Genomic DNA, 16,337 nt, shown 5'->3' with positions numbered 1-16,337 from the left:
CTTCTCCTAAAGCTGGAAAGCAGTATTAGGAATTGCGAAGCGTTTCCCGAAATTCGCGCAACATAGCGCTGGTGCCAATTTCTAAGGCGCGTCGAATAAGTTGAGGTACAAGACTGGAGATGTCGAAGTCTGGAAAAAGCCGGCTGCAGCTCGATTCTACGTAGTCTTCTCCCTGCAGAATAAATATCCGCAAACTTCGCTCACCCAAGAGCCAAACTTCCGGCACGCCAATAGCTTTATAGGCATCGATAAAGGTCCGGGAAGTAACGTCGGACTCAATGGCCAGATCAGGCGGAGGCAACAGATCGACATCGATCCTTCCCTCACACCCTCGCACCTGCTCTAGGTGATGGACATAAAAGCAGGTGTCAGGCTCCACCCCAGCACTGCCAGACTTTTTAAGGGTTGTTGAGCCAAAGTCTTCCCAGTCTCTCCCTTGAGAATCGAGAATGGCTGAGACAATGTATCCGGCAATGCGGTGAGGGCGCTCGTGTTTGGATAAGGGAGACATAATCTCTAAAGTGCCGTTGTAATAGGCAACGCGAGTGTTGCGGTCTTCCCCTAACTCCTCCAAAATGCTCTCAAAGTCTTGCCAAGTCAGCGAATGGATAACCACTTGGCTTCCTTCATACAGGGAAATAGACTGGATTGGAATGGCTACGCTCATTATTCCCCCCCGCTAACGTCATGGTAAATGGCTGTAGCCCAGAAGCTGAATTCTTGTGCCAAAGCAAGTCCCAGCCCTGTTAAGCCCAGGTACTCTTCAACTCCCAACCCCATGAGACGATCCAGGCCGTTGGATTTGGCAATTTCGTTTTGACCGGAGATCTTTTCTAGGCAATCGAAAAACTCCTTGACCACCTCTTTTTTGCCCTCTTGGCTAAGGGCGTCTTCTTCGGCCTTGAGGCGCAGCAGGCCCCAAGTAGAAAGATAGGTGTAGAGCTCCACAGCCTGGTTTTTTTGCTCTTTTAGCCTTTCTGGATCCCTGGTTTGCGCTCTGAGCTGGCACAGGGATTCGTAAACGGGCTTGGCCAATGTACGCGGGTCAAAGCTATTCATAAAACCTCCCTCCTAGGTTGAGATCTAGTTCAAAGACAGCTCCACAAAGCCTCGGCCCAAGCTTTCCTGGCCGCCAATCTGCATAATCTGGTTGGATTGCAGCAGATCTCGAAACTCTTTCATTGCCTCTTCAGAACTGCCATTTGCTTGGGCGGTAACCCCCCAGGTAAAGTACATCAAGCTGTCAGGAGGAATGGCCTCTTCATAGCGGAAGCCTCCTTCCACAACCTTGTGCTCGCTAAGCTTGACTTTCACCTGCCGCCACAGGCTCATTTGAATGAGGGTGGCACAGTGCTGATCTGGTAAAACAATCACGCGACTGATATTAGGATCTTTGGTGTAGCTCTTCCATTCCGACCATTGTCGAAGACTCTCTTTGAGAATGGCATCTTTGAGGTAGATAGGCTGGTTTGTTCCCAAGTTGGTGCTATAGGGATCCGGCACTGGCAGACTCTGGCCTGTTAGCCGCAGCCAGCGCTTGAGCAGAAGCGGGCAGCTTATCCACACCACCCCGTGGCTGAGGGAGGGCACCGGGATCCAAAGCAAGGAGCCATCTCCAATCCAAATGGATCCCTGGGTCAGCTGATCCCCCTCCCCAATTTCGTTGCCAAAGAGCTCAAATTTTTTGTCTTTATCGGCCACGCTGGCCCGCAACCTGCCCCGAATGGTGCTGGAAGGGATGTAGGGCAAATGGGTGTGGGATTCGCGGGCAATCCCCAAGAGGTTCCCTTCTTGGGTGGTGCCGCCAGTGTGCAGAGGGGTCAACAAGGTGAGATAGACTACGTGAAAAGCCATAGGAAAACACTCCTTCATCAACTTTGAAACAGAACTTCAAACACCTACGGTCAGTCGACCCAACGGAGCCAAAGCAATTCGCTGTAGCCCAAAAGCCGCCAGCGGTGGAAGACGTTGAGCCGGCCATCTTCCAGCTCCGGCTCTTCTTGGTTGAGGGGGGCCGGCTGCTCCAGGTAGTAGATACTGCCAGGGGGCGCGGCAAAAACTTGGGGGGCGGGCAGGCTCATCTGCCGCTGCTCTGGGGGGCGATCCACCCGCAGGCGTCCACTGATGGCAACGGGCTTGCCGGTGGCCACGCTCACCAGGGGGCCGGTGAGGGAGTGAGCAGGATGGGGAGTGGCCAATCGCCATTCCCACGGCCAGGCACGGCATAGGGAACGCCCGTCCACCTTTTTGATGAACACACCTGGGGTCGCTAAGTAGGCCAAAGCGCGTCGGGCTTGGCAAAAGGCGGCCTGAGAAAGGTCCTGCAACTGCTGCCACTGCGCCTGCAACTTCGGACAAGGGGCTAGCAAGGCACCGTGGCCTTCTCCCCCCAGCCGCACAACCACTTCTTGCTGCAGGGGCAAGGGATCCCAGGCTTCGCCATCTGGATCCCAGCACTCGATGGAAAGGGCCAAACTCCAGCCCGGCTGAAGACGGATACAGGTCTCCACAAAGTAGCCATCGGCTTCTCGCACTTGCCGCTTGCTCACCTGCAGGGTGTTGTGGGGCCGCACTTCACACTTCAGCGGTGGCTTGACGGCCTGGCTGAGATCCCAGCCTTTGCCTTCCAGCGCCTTTTGCACCACCTCGAAGGGCAGGTAGCCTCCTGTTTTTTTCTTCTTGCTGCTCTGGCTGCGTTCGGGTTCCTCCTCTGCTGGCCTCAGGGACACCAACGGGGCTGGCCGGGTGGGATCCCAGTGGCAATGGAAGTAGGGATCCGTCTCGTCCAACCAAGGCACAGGGACAAGGGGGGATCCGTCTTCCAGGTGCAAAGGGGCAGGGAAATAGAGCCTTTCGTCATGGCAGAGAAAGGGGCCCCGCAGCCGCAGCGTCATCGGCTGGCCCAGGTAGGCTTGAACAGCCCCGGCCAAGGTGTGGCCACTGGGGGGAAAGCTGCTATTGGCCCAGGCCCGCTCTCCCGGGGCAAAGGGCTTAGCATCTCGAAACATCCACACATCCAAGGGTGATAGGGTAAACCAACTCATCGGCCGTTCCTCCCCAATTTCACGGTGCGGTTGCGCAGCACAAAAGCTGCCAACTTGAACCAGTTTTTGATCTCCAGATCCCACTCCTGGGGCTGGGCGGGTAGGCTGTGCTGCCAAAAATGCTGGATAAACTCCACAAGCTTGTTCTGGAAGTGCTCTTTCTGCTTCGATTCCTGTTTGAAGAGATCCCGGCGGCTGCAGAACAACCGGGCCCACTCGCGCACTGCCTCTAGGCTCGGAGCTGGGTGTTGCTCCCAAAGCTGGGCCGCTTGTTCAAACAAAGAGCTTTGATCCTGCTGCTGGCCCATGAGCTTCCAGTCAAAATCAAGGAGGTCTTTCCACTTGTCGAACGTGTCGAATTTGCAGGTGCTCACCAGTTGGTTGCCATTGGCAAACAGCACCCGCACCTGCACGCTGTCTTTGGGGCAGCCATGGGCATAGAGGTGGCCCTTGGCTTCTTCTTCCGCCTGCCAAAGGTTTTCCAGGGCAATGGCCAGAGGCACCGAGTGATGGGCAATCACCACGCCGAAGCTGATGGTGGCTGCGGATCCCAGGGTAAAGAGGGGGCGCCGGCTCAAACCTTCGGGAGGCCGCCCTTTTTTCCACTGCCAGTAGTCCCCCAGGTTCTCAAACTCCCGCCAGTCATCCTCTCCCCCCCGGAAACACTGGCGAATATCCCACAGCCAGCCATCCCACTCCCAGAGGTTGGTGTAGGCCAAAACGTCGTCCCCACCGGCGTAGATGAGCTTGCCTGCATAGCGTTGCTCTGTTAGGTAGGGCACCAACTGGCCGGAAAAATCCAGCAGGGCGCGGCTTAGGGCGCTGTGGGTGGCAGGCCCCATGCGCTTGCGGCTGTTTTTGACAAACTTCTGAAAAGCGTCTTTGACTTGCTCCAGCTCCTCCTTGTCCTTGCCAAAAACCTCGCCAATGGCTTCCGTTTGCCCGTTGGCCAGCCGCTGTAGGGGTTGAGGCAGATAGTCGTAGTAGGATTTCATCTTCTCGCCCCTGAGCCATTTGCCCATGTCGTCCCCATCCCCGGCAGCCAGCATGTACCAACTGGCGGGGTTAACGCTGGGGTAGTAGCGGCCTAGAAGCGTCTCGATGTCCTGCCGGTAGCTTCTTTGCGTTTCCTCGTCCAGCTCCAGGTCTTCCACCAGCCAACCGGCATTGAGCAGACGGGGATGGTAGCGCAGGTTCTGCCGGTCGGCCCACGGGATCCCCCATTTGCCCCGCATTTCCCGCAGCACCCCTCTGACCTCCGGGTAGCGGGCCTCCACTGCCTGACAGGCCTGCTCGAAGTGCTCTCGTTCCCGTCGCCCTTGGGTTTTGAGGTAGCCGGCTACGCCAGCGGTGAGATCCGGGTAGGAAGCGGCAATCTGGTCTTCATCCAGCTCGCGGAAGAGCTCCGGCAGCACTTTGTACAAGCCCCGCTTGAGGGTTTCGGTGGCATTGAGCTGTTCCCGGCCATCGAAGAGCCCGGCCTGCCGTTGCCAAAGCCGCCGACTCTCCCCTTCTGTTATCCACCCCTGCCGCGGTGAGGGATGCACCACCGGCCCCAAGCCCGAAACGGTGCTGCGCGGCCCAAACGCAACGGGGAGCTGCCAATCGCGGGCCTGCTTACAAGCGGCTTGTAGCCGCCGACTTTGCTCCACTGCGGCTGCCCACCAAGATCCCACGTTGAGTCCGGCCTTGTATTGGCGGCGCTGTTGTCTTTGGGGATCCCAGAAGCTAACTCGCAAGAACTCCAGCTCCTCATCAGCAAAGAGCTTTTGCTTGGCCTCTAGGTGATAGGTGCGGTTTTGGGCACTGACCCAGGGATCCGCATCAATGGAAACATGAGGGGGTCTAAGGATGCCGGTATCCTTGAGAGAGTGAGCCGGGGATCCCAAGGGCACGGCTGCCCAGTAGTGCTGCCACTGGTGCTCTAGCCACCCTCCCCAGGAGGGATCCTCTGGGTGCAACTGCCTCAGCCAGCGGCGATCCGCCTGCAGGTGATCCAGCACCCTCTGGGCCAACTGCTTCCATTCTTCCTTGAGGGTCTGCTGCGCCATCTGCATGGCCGCTTGCACCCGGTCTTCCGGCAACAGCAGCAGGAGCACGTTGGGAAAACCGGCGGTGAGCAGGGCGTCAGGCGAAGGCTGAGGGATCCATTCTTCAAATTCGGGGTACTTCTCCCGCAGCCAGTAGTCGATTAATGGCTGGCCATAGAGGCTGGGGTAGAGTAGGCAGTCGGGACCGTATTTTTCAGCTAGTCGCCAACTTATGCGAGCAGAAAGGTAGTGCAGCAGCCAGGAGCCAGCCCAGAAGTCTCGCATTTTGCGGCTGGCTTTGATCAGCTCCTGGATGGGGTTGAAGGTAAAGCTCACCAAGAAGGGACGCGCGAACTTGGGCTCGTCGTAGCCGGCCAAACATCCGGCCAAGGCTGCGGTGACGCTGGCGTGGCTCCACAGGGATCCGTCTGGAAGCCGGGTTTCTGCCGGCAATAGCAGCAAGCTCTCATCCCCAAACTCCTGACAAATGGCCTGGGGAAAGCACCGCCAAAACCACCAAAACACTTTTTGGGGATCCTCCTCTTGCCAAACCCAATCGGGGATGGCGCTCTCCTCCCGTTCCATCAGGTAGTCTGCACGGGAGCGGGCATCCTTGAGGGCTTGGTGTTGGTCATCGGCCAATTGCCAAAAGCGCTTGCGCCCGGAGAGCAGATGGCTCATCTCCAGTCCAGAGCCTAACCCCTGGCCGCGATCCTCAACCTGGTAGTCGATGGCTACAGGCAAATGGCCAATGGCAGCCCGGTCGCTGGCCGAGGCGATGAGATCGGCATCGCCTATGGGAGAGGATCCCTCGGCTTTGGGAGAAGACCATCCCTGCATCGCTGCCAGTTTGGCCCACGGCCCTTCCTTGGAGCGGCCAGTCCTGTCGTGTAGGGCTTTGAGGGCGGGATCATGTAACAGACCCCAGAGCTTAGCTTGCCAGTAGTAAGACATGGTGTTTTCGCTGGAGAAACAGAACAGTTAGGAACTCCTCGAACAAGGAACAAAACCCCGGTAGCCACCCGATGTCGTGGCTACAGAAGCTACAAAACAAAATCGATCTGATCCCGGCCAGCCCTCAGTTTTCTTCAGTATTTCTCAATAGCCGTTGTTTGACCAAAAACCCAGAACCTGAGGGCGAACCGATGTCTTTAGCCTACGGAGAAGTGGAAAGATCCCCTTCCAACTTCCCTTCTGCCCAGGTCAATTTGGGAAACAGCTCTTCCAGGCCAGGCAGCAGGTCTTGCAAAACAAAGCTTTCTAGAGCTTCGCTGTTCAAAGGGTTTGGATTCATCTGCACATGGGCAACATCGTTGCGGTACTGGCTGAGGCGAGACCAGAGGTTGGCAAGTTTCTGCACATCGGGAACATGGGCAGCAATGTCAGGAGGCGCCTGGGGCTGGTCTTCCCGTGGAATGAGGGATCCCAGTTGGTGTTCGATCTCCTGCCGCGCTTCCCGCTGGCGGTAGTTGGGCAGCCCCTCACACAAGCAGAGGGCCGAGATCACCCACTCCCGAGCTAAGAGAATTGCCTGCGTGGTGAAGCGTTTCTCCACATACCAGCGCAGCAGTTGAAATTGCTTTTGAACTTGAGCCTTGGCATCCGTAGCTCTGTCTGCTGGCAAAGCCAGTTGGCTGTAGCTGTCTTGAATGCTTTGCAACAGCAAGCCAAAGGGCTTGGCAAATTGGCCCACCTCTTCTGCCAACTCCTGGGTGGAGTGCCTTTGCAACCTAAGCAAGTCATCCTCCAAAAGGCTGACCGGTCTTACCAGCTCCAGGGAACGAGAGATATTGCGGATGGCTTGGCCAAAGTTCTGCAGCCGAGTAGGTCTGGGATCCCCTTTGCCAGACTTTTGTCGGCGGTAAAAGTCCCGTTGAACCGTATCCAAAAGTTGACCCAACTCCAGCGCCGAGCCGGTGCTGATGAATTTGTCGGTAGCCGTCAGCCAATCCAAAAGACGAAGGGCGGGGGTGAGATCGATAATGGGGGTTTCCGCTTGGCCAGAGCGGTACAGACCATAGTAGAGACCCTGAATCTCTACATTTTTGGCCTTGCGCAAAAGGGCAGCTCCCAAGAGCACCAGCACGGGGATGGAGCGAAAGGCGTGGGTGATATCGAAAACCAGCCGCGTATGGGGCTCGATGCTATCGACCAGCACGTCGAAGATCTGCCAGGTCTCTGCCTCGGTTTTCCCTTCAGGAATGGCCTTGGCAATTTTCTCCACGTGGGGGGGTAGGCAGTCCTGTAGATGCTTCCAATGGGTGTCATGTGCTTCTTGGGTTAGCAGCACAATCACCCTCTCGATGTCAAAGAGCTGACAGAGGGCTTTGGCAACATAACGGGTTCTATCGGCTTTCCGCTCCCCAAAAACATACACCGTCTCGCTGTAGGGGCTGGTGCCTAGAGTGGTCAAAAGGGTATTAGCCATAGGGATCCTCTCGATGACGGCTTTCAAGCATTGAAGCACGGGCATCTTCAAGCTACTGCAGCTTGGAAGCCCCCCCTTCTCAAGTTGCCTGGAGAGGGTTCTGGGTTGAATGTTGCCCTATCCTCTCCCGAAAAGTGGCATCCTCTGCTCAGCCGGTGCCAGAAAGATGGGGATCTCTACCCCCAAAATTGAGTGGAGCCATCTTGCCGCTGGATTTGGATCCCTGCTCGACAACTGTTTCAAAACGGTGAAGGTGGGGGATGTCAGAGCTAGCCTAGACAGAGATTCGGCCATCCTAAACAACGGGGATCCTGTGATGCTATCGACTCCAGAGTTGTCCATTTCAGGTCAAAAGCTAACTCCCGAACAGTTTCTGGCCTTGCCGGAGGGGGATATTGTCTATGAGCTAGTCGATGGGCGGGCCGTCTCCAAAAACGAACCCATGTCGCCAAAACGCTTCCATGCTCGTCTCCAACCGGTGTTGTGGCAAATTTTGGAGGACTGGTGCTCTAGCCCTGAGTGTCCTAAGCCTGGGTCAGCACATACTGAGTGGGCAGTTGTTTTAACACGAAAGGCAGAGCCCTGGATCCCGATTCCCGACCTCACCTACATCTCCAACGAGCGATTGCCAGTTGAGGCCATGACCGATGAACCTTGTTTTGCCATTCCCGAGTTGGTGATCGAGATCCTTTCTCCTGGCCAGAGTTTTGGAGCCATAGCTCAGAAGGCAACCGATTATCTAGAAGCTGGGATCCCCAGGGTTTGGGTGGTGGATCCCCAAGCCAAGAGCATCACCGTCTTCTATCCCGATGCCCCGCCGCGCACCTTTACGGGATCCCAAGCCATTCAAGATGATTTCCTGCCGGGTCTAAAGGTGATCCCTCAAGATGTATTCGCTCAAGCCCGGATCCCTTAGGAGGTACCTAGCGAGCCCACGATAATCAGAGTTAGTTCCAGAAAGAGAGCATCCGGCAGACTCCACGGTCATGGACACGATGTCCACGGTCACGGAATGATTTTCCTCTGATTGCCGTAAGGCGTCTTGCTTTCCCTCTGCAGGTTTTGCATCCGAACTCGAGGCAGAGATGGGATCAGATGACTTGGCCGTCGGATGTTATTCTCCCCTTGAGTTTACCGGCCCGCTCTTCGGCCTCCTCCATAACCCTGTCCAGCTGCTCCAGCACCTCGCCCGGATGCTTTTCCAGCACCCGCAGGGAGAGGGCCATCCGTCCCTTGGCCTCATCCACATCGATGACAACAGCTTTGATGCGTTGGCCTGGTTTGAACAAATCCGGTAGCGAGGCTACAAAACTTTGGCTGACCTGCTTGATGTGCAACAGCCCGGTTACCCCTTCTTCCAAGTCCACAAACACACCGAAGGGTTTTAGTCCGCTGACTTTGCCTTCCACCACTTGGCCACTGGTGTAGCGGCTCAGGTTCTCGGACTTTACAGCCGCCCTTTGGGAGAGCACCAGCTTGTTGGCTTCTGGGTTCACCTCGATAAAGCTTGCTGTCAAGGATTGCCCCACCAACTCCTCCAGACTTTCCCGTTGGCTGAGGTGGGAGCGGGGAATGAAGCCGCGCAGCCCCTGCACATCCACCACCACCCCCCCTTTGTTGGTGGCGATCACTGGAACGGTTACCGTCTGGCCGTTGGCTTGCTTCTGGGCCAGCTCTTCCCAAAGCCGCTTCAGCCTCAGCCGCCGCGCCGAGAGCACAATTTGTCCTTCTGCATCTTCCCGCAGGATGAGAAACTCGGCTTCTGTCTTTAAAGGAAAGAGCGCACTCAAATCTTCCCCTGGGCGGATCCCTGCTTCCTTGAGGGGCAAAAAGGCCGGGGATTTGCCGCCAATATCCACCAGAGCGCCATCGTTCTGATGTTGGAAGATGCGGCCTTGCACCACCTGCCCCGGTTGGAAGCTGAGGTTTTGCTTGTCTAAAGCCTGGGCAAAATCTTCCGCGGAAAACGTATCGGCAGCCTGAGAGCGAGAAGAGCGAACGGTCATGGAAGGGCTCAATTCAAAAAGCAGTGGGTTTCAGGATAACCCAAAACTTGCCAGGGATCCCAGCTCCAGCCTCTGGCCTAGATGTAGTACATGAGCCGAGCCTGTTGCTGTTGTGCCTGCCGGTCGCAGAGGTCTTGTAGGGTGGTCTTCTGGAGAATGGCTACCGCCGCAGCTTGGGCATCTTGCCAGGCCTTCAGGAGCACTTCCCGCTCTGGGGTGAGATCGCCCGAGGGCAAGTCGCGGGAGCGGGTGAGATCTTCCCCCTCGATGGCCTGAATAATGTCCCACAGCGAGATCTGCCAGGGCGCTCGGGCCAGGAAGTAGCCTCCCTTGGATCCCCGTTGGCTGCGCACCAACCCCTGTCTGCGCAAGGTGGCCAGCAATTGCTCCAAGTAGCGGTCGGGTATGGACTGATGAGCCGCAATTTCTTTAATCCGCAGCACCTGGCCATCGCTGTAGTGCTGGGCCAATTCCAGAAGGGCCAGGAGAGCATATTCACTTTTGTAAGACAGTTCCAAGATATCCATCCTTGTGGAGGGCTTAGGTCTATGATACTCCGGTTTTTCACTGGGGTTTAGCGGGATCCCGCCCTGAGCTGGCAATGGGATCCAGCCTGTAAGGTGGAATAGGCCCCTTTGGGAATGGTTTATGGCGAGTGTCAGCACCCGGTCTGGTTCAGCACGGATCCCAGCGGAGCGATTACAAACCTTGCACCAACAGATTGGCAAGCTGATTGCCAATATCGAATCCGTGTTTCAGGGCAAATCGCAGGTGGTGCAGGCGGTGGTCACGGCCTTGGTTGCGGAAGGTCATGTTTTGCTTGAAGATGTGCCCGGTGTAGGCAAGACCACTTTGGCGCGGGCCATCGCCCACAGTTTGGGAGCCAAGTTTCAGCGGATTCAATTTACCAGCGACCTATTGCCGACAGATATCCTTGGCCTCACCCTTTTCAACAAAGAAAAAGGGGATTTTGAATTTCGTCCCGGCCCCATTTTTGCCCACGTGGTCTTGGCGGATGAAATCAACCGCACCTCGCCCCGCACCCAGAGTGCTCTGCTCGAGGCAATGGCGGAAAAGCAGGTTTCGCTGGACGATCGCACCTACCCGCTGCCCAGCCCATTTATGGTGTTGGCCACCCAAAATCCTTTGGAGTACCACGGCACCTATCCCCTCCCAGAAAGCCAGTTGGATCGGTTTTTGGTGCGGCTGTCGATTGGCTACCCCAGCCCTGAGGTAGAGCGAGCCTTGCTGTTGCAACGGCAACAGGCCGAGCCGGTGGATGATCTGCAGCCGGTTCTCTCCCTGATGGAGTTGCGGGAGATTCAGTCGGCGGTGGATCAGGTGTATTTGGATGGATCCCTGGCGGACTATCTTCTGCAGGTGGTGCAGGCCACTCGCGTGTCCAAGCTGCTGCGGGCGGGGGTATCCACCCGTGGAGCCCTGGCCTTGGCGCGGGCAGCACGGGCTCAGGCGCTGGTGAAGGGGCGCAGCTTTTGTCTACCAGAAGATCTGCAAGCACTGTTCGTGCCGGTACTGACCCATCGGGTTTCTCTGGCCGGGTCGGGAGAGATGGCCGGCAACCGACGGCAAGAGGCTGAGGCGGTGATTCGGGATATTGTCTCCACAATTGAGCCGCCTGTTTGAGGGATCCGTAGCAGCAATGGTTGACTACAGCAGTGAGTCGGGTCGGATCCGGGGATCCACCCACATCAGGAGCAAATCGGCCAACAAATTGCCCAGAATGAGCATCACGGCCCCCAGCAGAAGCCCCGCCATCACCACATTGATGTCGAAACTTTGAACAGCCTCCAAGAGCAGCTTGCCCAGCCCCGGCCAATTGAAGAAAAACTCGGCAATAAAAGAGCCGCTGAGCAGATTGGCAAACTCAAAGCCCAAGATCGTGATCAAGGGGTTGACGGCGTTGCGCAGCGCGTGCAACCAGATCACCCGCCACTCTGGGATCCCACGGGACCGCGCCGCCTGGATGTATTCCTGCCGCAGCACATCCAAGAAATTGCCGCGCGTAATCCGCTGCAGCCCGGCAAAGCTGGTGATGCTCAGGGCCAGCGTGGGCAGGAGCAGGTGGCGGCCCAGATCCAGCAACTTTTCCCCCAAACTAAGCTCGGCAAAATAAACACTGGTCATCCCCCCTACCGGCAGCCAGCTCACGTTTTGGGCCACAATTAGCAGCAAAATGGCCAGCACGAAGCTGGGCATGGCCTGGCCCAGGTAGCTGAGCAACTGCAACGCCCGATCCAGGGGGGTGTTCTGCCGCAGCGCCCCCAGGATCCCTAGGGGAATGGCGACCAGCCAAGTCAGCACCACAGAGGACACCGCCAACAGCAAGGTAGCGCCGGCGCGGGAGAGGATGAGCTGTGCTACCGGCACGCGATAGGTGTAGCTCACCCCGAAATCCCCTTGCAGCAGGTTGCCCAGCCAGGTCAAGTACTGCCAAACCAAGGGCTTATCCAACCCCAGCCGCGCTTCCTCTTGGGCAATAAACTCCTGGCTGACACTGGGATCCGCCCGCAAGGGATCCAAAAAATCTCCGGGGGCCAGCTGCAAGAGCAAAAAGCTGAGCACCGTGATCAACAGCAGCACCGGCACCGCTTGGGTCAGCCGCTGCAAAACCAAGGCCAGCGGCGGCCAAAGGCCAAAAGCGCGGGAACGGGAAGGCGGAGAAGAGGTTACAGCCACAGATGCAGATGGATATTCGGATATGCTCTTTGAGTTGGATTCTTGTCAAACTATGCTGACATCCTTGCGGCCAGATTTCCAGTGTGGGATCCCTGCTGAAGTTTGCCCAGTCGAGCGGCTCTCTTGCAGGGGAATTGAGGGCTCAGGCAGTCCGGCAGACAGAAGCTGAGGCGGTACACTAGTCAGAAGCTTTTTTCATCGAGTCCCGTTGGGAAGACCTCTTGCGAAACCTGTTTCTTACCGGCGCTAGCGGCTGCCTGGGGCACTATGTGTTGGAGCGCCTGGCCCAGCAAAGGGATCCCGATTTTCCTGAGCGGCCCGCCTACCACCTGTACGTTCTCATCCGCGAGACCAGCCGCCTGCGGCTGCCCCTAGAACGGCTGCCCGCCCCTATCACCCTAGTACCCGGCGATCTCCTGCGCATCCGGGAACACGCCGCTCTGCTGCGCCAGATGGATGGGCTGATCCACATGGCAGCGGCTTGGGGGGATCCCGCCCTGGCTTGGGCCGTGAATGTTACCCACACCCTGGAGCTCTTTCAGTTGTTGGATCCGGAGCGCTGTCAGCAGGTGATCTACTTTTCCACGGCCAGCCTTTTGAACCAGGACCTGGAGCCTTTGGCCATTGCCGGACGGGCCGGCACCGACTACATCCGCAGCAAGTACGAGATGCTGCTGCGGCGGCAGGAAAGCGGCTTCTGGCCGGAGCACCTGCTCACCCTTTATCCCACCCTGCTCTTTGGCGGCAGCCCCCACCACCCCTACTCCCACATCACTGCCGGCCTCAAGGACGTTCTCCGCTGGCTGGATCTGATCCGCTTTTTGCGGGTGGATGCCAGCTTCCACTTTATCCACGCTGCCGATGTGGCCGAGATGGTGGCCTATTGGGTGGCCCATCTGCCTGGTGGCGGCGATTGGGTGTTGGGCAATCCCCCCCTCTCCTGGGATGAATGTGTGGAACAGATGTGTGCTTATTTCAAAAAACGGATCTATTTCCGAGTGCCTCTGCCCCCGGCTCTCGTTCGCGGCTTGGCCTTTCTATTTCGGGTGCGGCTTTCAGCCTGGGATGAGTTCTGTCTGCGCCAGCGCCATTTTGTTTACCCGGCCATTTCCCCAGAAACCCTGGGTTTGCGCTGCCACTTCCCCACCGTGGCCTCTCTTTTGGATACCTACCTCTAGACCACCTTTGAGTAACAGTAGAACTGGACGCTGCTTCCTTTCCCTCTGGGACGGGGGGATGAGAGCCGAGGACCCAAGGGATCCCACTCGCCTCCGACAGGGATCAGCCGGTGGGGGCCACCGTTTCTCTGATGGCCAAGGCCTGGAGCTGGGCGGCAATGCGCTCGCGGTTGAGGTTTTGCCCAATCAGCACCAGTCGGGTCAAGCGCGGCTCCTGGGGTCGCCAGGGGCGGTCGTAGTAGGTTTCAAATCGGGATCCCACCCCCTGCAGCACCAGGCGCATCGGCTTGTAGGGGACGGCCACAAACCCTTTTATCCGGTAAAGACATTCCTCTTGGGCCAACTGGCGTAGCTGAGCCACCAGGGATCCCGGCTCATAACCTCCCTCCAAGCTGAGGTAGAAAGACTCAAAAGCTTCGTGCTCATGCTCCTCCCCGTGATCGTGGTGGCTGGGGCGGCGCTCGAGCTGGTCTTCCACCGCTGCATTAAAGCCCAAGAGCACTTCTGGGGGAACCTGCCCCCGCTCACAAGGGAGGATTTGAACCTCAGGGCGCAAGTGGTGCCGCAGCCAGCTTTCCACCCGAGCTTGCTCCTCTTGGGTAATCTGATCCACCTTGGTGAGCACCACCAAATCGGCACAACTCAACTGATCCTCAAACAATTCCTCAAGCGGAGTCTCATGGTCCAAACTTTCGTCAGCCTGCCGCTGCGCCTCCAGGGCCGCCGGATCCCCCACCAGTTGCCCGGAGGCCAGAGCCTGACCATCCACCACCGTAATCACCGCATCCACCGTGGCGCCTGTACGAATGGTGGGCCAGCGGAAAGCCTGCACGAGCGGCTTGGGCAAGGCCAGTCCTGAGGTTTCAATCAAAATGCAGTCTAGCTCCGCCCGCCGCTGCAACAGAGCTTCCATGGTGGGCAAAAACTCCTCCTGCACCGTGCAGCAGAGACAGCCGTTGGCCAGCTCCAGAATGGGGATGGATCCCTCCCCCTCACACAGTTGGCAATCCCGCAGCAACTCGCCGTCGATGCCCACTTCGCCAAACTCGTTAACCAACACGGCAATGCGGCGGCCCTGGTTGTTGAGCAAAAGGTGACGGATCACCGTGGTCTTGCCGGATCCCAGAAATCCGGTGATGACGGTAACAGGGATCTTGTGCATCTGCTCTGATGACTCGGTGCTCTTCAGTTTCCACCCCAAACTTTCTTTCTGCCAATCCTTGAGGGGGGGATGCCCAAAAAAAGGCCCCCGGCAAGGGGGGCCAAAGGTACATTCCAGAGGGACTTATGCCCTTATCGGATCGGCTTCATCCGGTAAACCGGCTCGTTCTCGCGGCTGATCCCTTTCTCAAAGCCAGCAGCGGCAGCGCGAGCGCGACCGGCATGCCACAGGTGGCCGACAAAGAACAGGAAGCCGAAGATGAAGTTGTGAGCAGCCAACCAGGTGCGCGGGCTGGTGAAGTTCACCGTGTTGATTTCAGTAGCCACACCCCCCACCGAGTTCAGGGATCCCAGCGGCGCATGGGTCATGTACTCCACTGCACGGCGGGCTTGCCAGGGCTGAATGTCGTTTTTCAGCTTATCCAGATCCAACCCATTGGGGCCCAGCAGCGGCTCTTTCCAGGGAGCCCGCACATCCCAGAAGCGCATCGTCTCGCCGCCGAAGATGATCTCGCCCGTGGGGGAGCGCATCAGGTATTTACCCAGACCGGTGGGACCTTGGGCTTGGCCAATGTTCGCCCCCAGGCGCTGGTCGCGCACGATGAAGGTGAGAGCCTGAGCCTGAGATGCTTCTGGGCCAGTGGGGCCGTAGAACTCGCTCGGGTAAACGGTGTTGTTGAACCAAATGTAGCAAGTGGCAATGAAGCTCATCAGGGAAACCGCCGCCAAGCTGTAGGAGAGATAGGCCTCCCCAGACCAGATGAAGGCGCGGCGGGCCCAACCGAAGGGCTTGGTGAGGATGTGCCAGATCCCACCGGCAATGCAGATGATGCCAATGTAGATGTGGCCGCCGATCACATCCTCCATGTTGTCGACGCTGATGATCCAGCCTTCCCCACCAAAAGGAGATTTAAACAGGTAGCCGAAGATCACAGCGGGGTTCAAGGTGGGGTTGGTAATTACCCGCACATCGCCACCCCCTGGAGCCCAGGTGTCATAGACACCGCCAAACCACATGGCCTTGGCCACCAATAGGAAAGCCCCCAACCCCAACAGGATCAGGTGGATCCCCAGGATGGTGGTCATCTTGTTCTTGTCTTTCCAGTCGTAGCCGAAGAAGGGGAAAGACTGCTCCAGAGTTTCTGGGCCGCGAATGGCGTGATAAATGCCCCCCAACCCCAGCACGGCGCTGGAGATCAGGTGCAGCACCCCGATGACAAAGTAGGGGTAGGTGTCAATCACCTCGCCCCCCGGGCCAACCCCCCAGCCCAGAGTGGCCACGTGGGGCATCAGGATCAGGCCCTGCTCATACATAGGCCGATCCGGCGTGAAGTGAGCCACCTCAAACAGCAGCATCGCCCCCGCCCAGAAGACGATCAGGCCAGCGTGGGCCACATGGGCGCCCAAAAGCCGACCGGAGAGATTAATCAAGCGGGCATTCCCAGCCCACCAGGCAAATCCGCCTTGGGTGCGATCTTGCACCACTGCAGAACCAAATGTTGTCGAGGTCACAGAGACCAACCTCCAATGATAGTCAGGAACAAGAGACACCAAAAAAAGTTTAGTTAACGCGAGCGCCTGCCGTTGGGCTCCCTGTCCACTGGGATCCGCGGCAGGGGATCCCTTGGGCAAGCGCTCATCCTCACAGAGCAGATCTCTAGGGATCTACCGCAGCTAAAGTCGAGCGAGCTCAGTGGGTTTAGAGCGCATTGCCGCGGGGGAGGACTTCTTCAGGGAACTCAAAGCGCTCATGGGGCTGGTCCTGCGGCGCCATCCACGCCCGAATCCCCTCG

Annotated in this window: 14 protein-coding genes and 1 pseudogene; 3 read left to right on the top strand and 12 right to left on the bottom strand. The window is 57.7% G+C overall.

What is annotated here, in order from left to right; translation table 11 throughout:
- Positions 1-25: 25 nt before the first annotated feature.
- The 6 genes from ACVWZG_RS11660 to csx2 form a co-directional block, all read right to left on the bottom strand.
- A complete protein-coding gene (locus tag ACVWZG_RS11660; protein ID WP_457407162.1) occupies positions 26-667 on the bottom strand; it encodes a Uma2 family endonuclease in 642 nt (213 codons plus the stop codon).
- Positions 667-1,059: a hypothetical protein gene (locus tag ACVWZG_RS11655; protein WP_457407161.1), complete on the bottom strand. Its 393-nt coding sequence runs from the start codon at positions 1,057-1,059 to the stop codon at positions 667-669. The genes ACVWZG_RS11660 and ACVWZG_RS11655 overlap by 1 nt, the downstream gene beginning before the upstream one ends.
- A 24-nt stretch (positions 1,060-1,083) precedes the next feature.
- A complete protein-coding gene (cmr4, locus tag ACVWZG_RS11650) occupies positions 1,084-1,854 on the bottom strand; it encodes a type III-B CRISPR module RAMP protein Cmr4 (RefSeq protein WP_457407159.1) in 771 nt (256 codons plus the stop codon).
- A gap of 50 nt (positions 1,855-1,904) precedes the next feature.
- Positions 1,905-3,044 (bottom strand): type III-B CRISPR module-associated protein Cmr3, encoded by a 1,140-nt coding sequence (locus ACVWZG_RS11645; RefSeq protein WP_457407156.1) that lies wholly within the window; start codon positions 3,042-3,044, stop codon positions 1,905-1,907.
- Complete coding sequence (cas10, locus tag ACVWZG_RS11640; RefSeq protein ID WP_457407154.1) at positions 3,041-6,028, bottom strand: type III-B CRISPR-associated protein Cas10/Cmr2; 2,988 nt, start codon at positions 6,026-6,028, stop codon at positions 3,041-3,043. The genes ACVWZG_RS11645 and cas10 overlap by 4 nt, the downstream gene beginning before the upstream one ends.
- Positions 6,029-6,230: 202 nt before the next feature.
- Entirely contained in the window at positions 6,231-7,502 is a 1,272-nt protein-coding gene (gene csx2 / locus ACVWZG_RS11635) for a TIGR02221 family CRISPR-associated protein (RefSeq protein ID WP_457407153.1), read from the bottom strand.
- Positions 7,503-7,668: 166 nt separating this feature from the next.
- On the opposite strand from csx2, the gene ACVWZG_RS11630 reads away from it, so the two are divergent.
- Positions 7,669-8,418 carry a Uma2 family endonuclease gene (locus ACVWZG_RS11630; protein ID WP_414352075.1) on the top strand — a complete coding sequence of 250 codons (750 nt, stop codon included), beginning with the start codon at positions 7,669-7,671 and terminating at the stop codon, positions 8,416-8,418.
- Positions 8,419-8,593: 175 nt separating this feature from the next.
- On the opposite strand, the gene ACVWZG_RS11625 is transcribed toward ACVWZG_RS11630, so the two are convergent.
- Together ACVWZG_RS11625 and ACVWZG_RS11620 are read right to left on the bottom strand one after the other, a co-directional pair.
- Positions 8,594-9,508 carry a S1 RNA-binding domain-containing protein gene (locus ACVWZG_RS11625; protein ID WP_414351627.1) on the bottom strand — a complete coding sequence of 305 codons (915 nt, stop codon included), beginning with the start codon at positions 9,506-9,508 and terminating at the stop codon, positions 8,594-8,596.
- A gap of 77 nt (positions 9,509-9,585) precedes the next feature.
- A complete protein-coding gene (locus ACVWZG_RS11620) occupies positions 9,586-10,026 on the bottom strand; it encodes an RrF2 family transcriptional regulator (protein WP_457407190.1) in 441 nt (146 codons plus the stop codon).
- 130 nt (positions 10,027-10,156) lie between these two features.
- On the opposite strand from ACVWZG_RS11620, the gene ACVWZG_RS11615 reads away from it, so the two are divergent.
- Entirely contained in the window at positions 10,157-11,152 is a 996-nt protein-coding gene (locus ACVWZG_RS11615) for an AAA family ATPase (protein WP_414351630.1), read from the top strand.
- Positions 11,153-11,176: 24 nt separating this feature from the next.
- Here ACVWZG_RS11615 and ACVWZG_RS11610 read toward each other — a convergent pair whose 3' ends face one another.
- Positions 11,177-12,205 (bottom strand): ABC transporter permease, encoded by a 1,029-nt coding sequence (locus tag ACVWZG_RS11610; RefSeq protein WP_457407150.1) that lies wholly within the window; start codon positions 12,203-12,205, stop codon positions 11,177-11,179.
- Positions 12,206-12,426: 221 nt separating this feature from the next.
- Between ACVWZG_RS11610 and ACVWZG_RS11605 the strand changes: the two genes are divergently transcribed.
- The gene (locus tag ACVWZG_RS11605) at positions 12,427-13,383 is read left to right on the top strand and encodes an NAD-dependent epimerase/dehydratase family protein (RefSeq protein ID WP_457407148.1); all 957 of its coding nucleotides are present in this window, start codon (positions 12,427-12,429) and stop codon (positions 13,381-13,383) included.
- 103 nt (positions 13,384-13,486) lie between these two features.
- On the opposite strand, the gene cobW is transcribed toward ACVWZG_RS11605, so the two are convergent.
- The 3 genes and pseudogenes from cobW to ACVWZG_RS11590 all read right to left on the bottom strand — a co-directional run.
- Positions 13,487-14,545, bottom strand: coding sequence for a cobalamin biosynthesis protein CobW (gene cobW, locus ACVWZG_RS11600; RefSeq protein WP_414342924.1), 1,059 nt, complete (start codon positions 14,543-14,545; stop codon positions 13,487-13,489).
- Positions 14,546-14,676: 131 nt separating this feature from the next.
- Positions 14,677-16,056, bottom strand: a complete 1,380-nt coding sequence (psbC, locus tag ACVWZG_RS11595; RefSeq protein WP_369791763.1) for a photosystem II reaction center protein CP43 — start codon at positions 16,054-16,056, stop codon at positions 14,677-14,679.
- A 187-nt stretch (positions 16,057-16,243) separates the two neighbouring features.
- Positions 16,244-16,337: pseudogene (locus ACVWZG_RS11590) on the bottom strand (photosystem II protein D2); the annotation flags it as partial.

The sequence above is a fragment of the Thermostichus sp. OS-CIW-33 genome, from assembly GCF_054059615.1.
Note: the sequence above shows the minus strand (reverse complement) of the source record. Positions and strands in the feature narration are given on the sequence as shown.

Excerpts from the sequence above, each read along its gene's own strand:
- ACVWZG_RS11615 (WP_414351630.1), top strand. The coding sequence starts at position 10,157 with ATGGCGAGTGTCAGCACCCGGTCTGGTTCAGCACGGATCCCAGCGGAG.
- ACVWZG_RS11630 (WP_414352075.1), top strand. The coding sequence starts at position 7,669 with ATGGGGATCTCTACCCCCAAAATTGAGTGGAGCCATCTTGCCGCTGGA.
- cobW (WP_414342924.1), bottom strand. The coding sequence starts at position 14,545 with ATGCACAAGATCCCTGTTACCGTCATCACCGGATTTCTGGGATCCGGC.
- ACVWZG_RS11645 (WP_457407156.1), bottom strand. The coding sequence starts at position 3,044 with ATGAGTTGGTTTACCCTATCACCCTTGGATGTGTGGATGTTTCGAGAT.
- ACVWZG_RS11655 (WP_457407161.1), bottom strand. The coding sequence starts at position 1,059 with ATGAATAGCTTTGACCCGCGTACATTGGCCAAGCCCGTTTACGAATCC.
- cas10 (WP_457407154.1), bottom strand. The coding sequence starts at position 6,028 with ATGTCTTACTACTGGCAAGCTAAGCTCTGGGGTCTGTTACATGATCCC.
- cmr4 (WP_457407159.1), bottom strand. The coding sequence starts at position 1,854 with ATGGCTTTTCACGTAGTCTATCTCACCTTGTTGACCCCTCTGCACACT.
- csx2 (WP_457407153.1), bottom strand. The coding sequence starts at position 7,502 with ATGGCTAATACCCTTTTGACCACTCTAGGCACCAGCCCCTACAGCGAG.
- ACVWZG_RS11660 (WP_457407162.1), bottom strand. The coding sequence starts at position 667 with ATGAGCGTAGCCATTCCAATCCAGTCTATTTCCCTGTATGAAGGAAGC.
- ACVWZG_RS11625 (WP_414351627.1), bottom strand. The coding sequence starts at position 9,508 with ATGACCGTTCGCTCTTCTCGCTCTCAGGCTGCCGATACGTTTTCCGCG.